The 5,734-nt window shown below is 65.4% G+C and carries 4 protein-coding genes; all 4 read right to left on the minus strand.

Going from position 1 to position 5,734, the window contains the following annotated elements; translation table 11 throughout:
* Positions 1-275 (minus strand): hypothetical protein (locus GPA_RS19120; protein ID WP_041239378.1); only part of this gene is annotated, 275 nt, incomplete at its 3' end.
* Between the two features lie 114 nt (positions 276-389).
* Entirely contained in the window at positions 390-1,370 is a 981-nt protein-coding gene (gene nrfD / locus GPA_RS09105) for an NrfD/PsrC family molybdoenzyme membrane anchor subunit (RefSeq protein WP_015539683.1), read from the minus strand.
* Positions 1,370-1,948: a 4Fe-4S dicluster domain-containing protein gene (locus tag GPA_RS09110; RefSeq protein ID WP_041239379.1), complete on the minus strand. Its 579-nt coding sequence runs from the start codon at positions 1,946-1,948 to the stop codon at positions 1,370-1,372. The genes nrfD and GPA_RS09110 overlap by 1 nt, the downstream gene beginning before the upstream one ends.
* 28 nt (positions 1,949-1,976) lie before the next feature.
* Positions 1,977-4,874: a molybdopterin-dependent oxidoreductase gene (locus GPA_RS09115; protein WP_015539685.1), complete on the minus strand. Its 2,898-nt coding sequence runs from the start codon at positions 4,872-4,874 to the stop codon at positions 1,977-1,979.
* Positions 4,875-5,734: the final 860 nt, after the last annotated feature.

Here is a 5,734-nt window from a genome sequence, read left to right on the forward strand (position 1 = left end):
TCGAACGCCGCGCGCACGGCCTTGCCGTCCGGCTCGAAGCTCAAGATCTTCCCGCAGCACAGAAGCGAGATACCCTCGACGCGCTCCGCCTGCGCTAGCAGGTCGTAGACCGCCTTCACGAGCGGCAGCGCGTAGTTGATAAGCGAGCAGCCGGGGAAGAACAGGGTGCGGGCGCGCCGCGGCCCGTCGGCCGCCGCCACCCGCGTGTCAAGGCCCGGGAAGCCGCACGTCACGGTGCTTCCGGCCAGCACGTCCTCGAATACGTAGTCTTCCATGTTCCCCCCTGGATACTCGGTTAAAACGGCAGGCGGGGGCCCGACCGATAAGCCGGGCCCCCCGTCAGCGTACGCGCAGCGCGAAGCCTGCGCGCTCACGGCCTCGCGGCCGCCTTAGAACTGGTTGTCGCCGTACGTCCACTTGGTGATGAACTCCGCATCGTTCTTGGCGAGGCGGTTGTAGTAGCGGTTCTCGCCCGGGATCTCGGCGCGGTCGTCGGTGTTGACCACCATGAAGCGCAGCAGGCAGCCGCCGCACAGCACCAGGATGGGCGCCACGAGCGTGGCCGCGGCAGAGTGACCGCCGCCGATGTACATGACCAGCGGCACCACGAGGCCCAGGCCCACCATGCCGACCCAGAACAGGCCAGCGTAGGAACCCTTGACCCAGCGGCGCGCCGCCGCCTTGGCGGTCTCGTTGCCGGCACCCGCGAAGGACAGCACCATGGTCAGCAGCACGATGAGCTCGGCGATGACCAGCACGATGTCCACCACGTGCAGGATCTCCAGCACGATCTCGGACACGAACAGGCTCTCCAGCGTCATGGCCGCCGGCCAGCCGCCGATGGACAGCACGATGGCCGCGCAGCCCGTGGAGATGGCCGAGATAGTGAACAGCACGGGCAGCGCCGGGGTGGCCCAGAACGCGTGCGCCTTCAGGGTGGACAGCATGATGCCGGTGTACATCATGATGCACAGGCCGAAGAAGCCGGCCACGATCAGGAAGAAGTCCGCAGCGGGCTTCAGCAGGCCGGACAGCCCCGCGAAGATCGGCCAGGCATCGCCGATGAACGCCAGCAGGAACAGCAGCGCGAACACCGCGGCGATCACGAGGAACGTAGCGCCCCACTTGATGATGGACTTCGACGTGGTCCACACGCGCCAGAACACGCCCGGCTGCCCCAGGTCGACGACCAGGAACACGCAGCCGATGGCCACGCACACCAGCGAAACGAGCACGGGCAGCGCGAACACCTCGGCGTAGCCGGGGACCACGAAGCTGTTGAAGATGGCGGCCAGGAACAGGATGCCGCCCGCCAGACCGCCCAGGAAAAGGTACAGGGCGATAGGCGGTTCCCAATAATGATGTTTCATTATGCCTTACCTCCCAAGTCAGGAATGTAGTAGATCTGCGGCTCGGTGCCGAACTCCTCGAAGAGGCGCTCGGTCTTCACGGAGCCGATAAGCTTGGAGACCTCGCTGTTCGGATCGTCGAGATCGCCGAAGATACGGGCCTTCTGATGGCAGGTCAGCACGCAGTACGGCTGGGCAGAGGGGTCCAGCTGGCGCTTGTCGCGGCAGAACGTGCACTTGCGCACGTAGCGGTGCATGCGGTCCTCCAGGTGCGAGGCGTCGCGCATGCCGTACGGGCAGGCGTTCACGCACACCTTGCAGGACAGGCACTTCTTAGGGTCGACCCACACGGTGCCGTCCTCGTCCTGCTGGCTCGCGCCGGACGGGCAGCAGGGAACGCACTCGGGGTTCTCGCAGTGCATGCACAGCAGCGGCTGCCAGGACTTGTGGACGTTCGGCCACGTGCCCTGGGCGCCCTCGGTGACCACGGGGTTGTAGACGATGTCAAGTGGAAGCTTGTTCCACGTACGACAAGCAACCGTGCAGGAGTGACAGCCGATGCAGCGACGCTGGTCGATGACCATGACGTAACGAGTCATTTATCTATCCTTTCTTCCTACTCGGCGGCTATTCTTCGACGGGAGCATACGACATGTCGTAGTGCTTGCCCGTGGCTTCGTCGACCAGATGGCCGGTGGCGGCGTCGTAGAGCCAGCCGTAGTTGGCGTCGTGGAAGGCGCCGTTGTCGGGGTCCAGCATCCAGCCGCTGTTCGGGTCGTACACGTAGGGCTTGTCGCCCAGCGTGGCATAGCCCTTCTCCTGGTTCCAGGTCAGGTTCTCGGGCACCTCGTAAGGAGCGGCCTGGCCGGGATAGCAGCGCACGCCCGCCGCGAACACGATCTCCTCGCGCTCCATGGTGTACATCTTGCCGGTCTCGTCGTCCACGAGGCACTCGTTGGCCGCGTCGTAGCGCCAGCCGGTGTGGGCGTCGTGGTAGCCCTTCGTGCGCGGGTTGATGAGCCAGCCCGACTCGTCCAGGCGGAAGTGCGTGCCCTTCTGGTACAGCGTGTTGCTCTGCCACACCCACTCGTAGCCCTCGGGCACGGCCTCGGCCGGCTCGGGCTTCTCGAACGGGATGGGCTCGCGGGCGAGCTTCTGGTCGCTCGGCATGACCGTCACGCCCGGCTCGGACGAGGAGCCCGGGATGGAGAACTGGGTGTCCTCCTTCTTGTACTCCTTGTCGTACTCGCCGCACTTGTATACCTTGCACATGAGGCCGCGGTTGGCCCACGAGCCGCCCATGGGGTCGCAGTGCTCGTCATCGACCGAGGTCAGCACGTTGACGTTGGACTCGAGGCAGCCGAACGGGTTGTCCAGGTCGGCCGAGCCGTCGCGCTCGGGGAACCACCAGCCGCGCGGCGCGAACACCACGTTGGGATGCACCTCGGGCTCCACGTTGGCACGCATCTTGATGCGGCCGCGGCGCGTCTCGATCCAGCACCAGTCGCCGTAGGCGATGTTCAGCTTCTCGGCCAGCTCCGGGTTGATGGAGAAGTACGGGTCGGGATACAGGTAGCGGATGCCCTGCATCTGGAAGTGCTCGGAGTGGTGGTACGGCATGAAGCCGCCGCCCGTGGTGAGCACGATCGGGTACTCCTCCGCGATCTCCGGCGTGTCGATCTCGTTCTCGATGCAGCCGATGTAGGTGGGCATGCCGGGGTAGCCCAGCTCGCGCAGGATGGTGGAGTTGCACTCGACCTTGCCCGAGGGGGTCCAGAAGCCGTTGGCCTTGAACTTGTTCTGGTGCAGCGGCGGATAGTACATGCGGTAGTAGTCGACGAAGTCGTTGTAGCTCTCCACGCCGCCCAGGCCCAGGGGCTCCAGGATGTGGAAGTACGCCTCTTCCTCGGTCTCCCACGGCCAGTTCGCAGGATCCTGGCCGCAGGCCAGGCCCAGCTTGCGCCAGAACGTCATGTCCGTGTGGCGGTCGTACTTGGGCTGGATGGCGCGGCGGCCGCCCATGATGGAGTCGGTGGCGCCGTAGTGCGTGACGATGGTGGGACGCTCCAGCGCGCCGGCCGCCGGGAACACGTAGTCCGCGAACAGGGCCGTCGGGGTCATCCAGTAGTCCACGACCACCAGGAACTCGCACTGCTTGAGCGCCTGCAGCGTCATCTTCGCGTCGCCGTAGGAGTTGATGGGGTTCGTGGCGTTCACGATGAGCGCGCGCACCTGGTACGGGTCGCCCGTGATGATGGCCTTGAACACGCTCGGGCCGTGGGCCTCGCAGAACCACTCGGTGGGCAGCGTCTTGCCCCACGTGCGCTTCGCGTTGTCGGAGATCATCTGGTAGCCGGGCCAGGAGGTCAGCTTGAACTTGTTGGACCCGATCTGCTTGGCCTTCTGCTCCTCGGGCAGGCACTCGTTGAGCTCCATCTCCTCGTCGGTGAGGTAGTTGAGCGCGGGGCCCGGCATGCCGTCGCCGCCGGGGACGTCGAGGTTGCCGCAGACGGCGCGCATGAGGGCGATGGCGTGGCTGCCGGTGGTGGAGGCACGGCCGATCTGGTCCCACGTGCAGCCCCACTGGATGCAGCCGGGCGTGTTCATGGCGTACAGGCGCGCGGCCTGACGGATCTGGTCGGGCTCGAGCCACGTGATGGGCGCAGCCCACTCGGGCGTGTACTCGGCCACATGCTCCTGCAGCTCCTCGAAGCCGTCGCACCACTCGCCCACGAACTCCCAGTTGACCAGGCCCTCGTAGATGATGGTGTGCAGCATGGCCAGCGCGAGCGCGGCGTCGGAGCCGGGACGCAGCGGCAGCCACAGGTCGGCCTTGGAAGCCGTCTCGGAGTAGCGCGGGTCCACGACCACGATCTTCAGGCCGTTCTTCTGCAGGTCGGTGTAGCCGTTCATGCCGCCCAGCGTGGAGGCACCGGGGTTCATGCCCCAGAGGATGAGGCACTTGGCGCCGGCGAGGTCCGTCTCGAACGGCGACCAGCCGGCCACGCAGGTCTCGGCCATGAACGTGGGGATCCAGCACAGAAGCGCGTTGTGGAAGCCGTTCGGCGTGCCGAACTGGTTCAGGAAGCGGCGGCGCGCCCAGTCGTCGGTGCGCGTCGTGCCGCCCGCAGAGGCCACGGCCTCGGCGCCGCTCTCGTCCTTGATCTGGTTGAGGCGGTCGGCAACCTCCTGGATCGCCTGGTCGTACGGGATCTTCTCCCACTTGCCCTCGCCCTTGGCACCCACGCGCTTCAACGCGTGGTTGATGCGGGCGGGGTGGTTGACGTGCAGCAGCGCGCTCGTGCCGCGGCAGCACAGTCCGCCTTGGTTCGAGTAATCGGGATCGCCTTCGATCTTGATTACGTCGCCATCCTTAACGTAGGCGAGCACGCCGCAGTTAGCATGGCAGAAATAGCAGAGCGACTTGACCATCGTGACGCCGTCTTGATGGATGTCGACCTCGGTCGACACGGTATCCGGGCTCACAAGGCCCTTGAGACCGGTCGACGTCTTGGAAATCTCCATCTACCTTCCCCTCTTCTTCTCGTCCGTTTACCTTACCGTTGAACCCTGTCGTGCCGTTCGCATGATTATGCGCGGAAGTTCCGCTTGGCCCGAACGCTCTCACTCGCGCGGATCATGCACGCCAGTGTATAAAACGCCCGTTCCATCCACATCACACCGGAAGTTCTAAATTCCGCGAGCGGGTAAGCCCGATAGTATTAATTGATCGGACCGCGATTTTCACCCCGACCGCTCGTCTGGGCATTCCGCCGTTCGGCGGTTCGCCACCCCCTGAGCGAGCCTTGGCGTGAAACGTTCGCACCCCCTGCGCGAAATGACGTTGACAGCTCCTCCGACCGCTTCTATCGACTGCTGGCCGCCATCGAGCACCTTGCGGCCAGGACCGTTGTTCGATGCCAACCAGTAGTAGATAGAATCGGCTATTTGATTATAGCTATGCAGAGGAGCATGTGCCACCCTAGCGGCGTGTTTTTGCGGCGAATAACACGCAAAAGGAGCGGGAGGGGGAACCCGGCAGGAAGCCCTCCGGGCGGCTTCCGGGTACCGCCCGGAGGGCTTCCTGCGAAAACGGGCTGGACCGGTGCTGGATGCGGGCAAGGACCCGACGGTCCGGGCGGCGGAAACGCGCAAGGTCCGGACGGTTCCCACGTCGGAAACGCGCAAGGTCCGCGCGACCTGCGGACGGTCGAATTACGGTCGGCGTGCAAGGTCACGGCGCTAGGATGGAGGCGCCGGGACAGACCCGGCACGAACGACGAGGAAGGGGGCCGACATGGGCCCGTCGCACACGCAGCCGCACATTCATGAGGAAAACGGTGCTGTCGAGGCAGCGCCCTGCCTGCGCCCCCTCTCCCCCTCGG

The organism is Gordonibacter pamelaeae 7-10-1-b (genome assembly GCF_000210055.1).
Lineage (GTDB): Bacteria > Actinomycetota > Coriobacteriia > Coriobacteriales > Eggerthellaceae > Gordonibacter > Gordonibacter pamelaeae.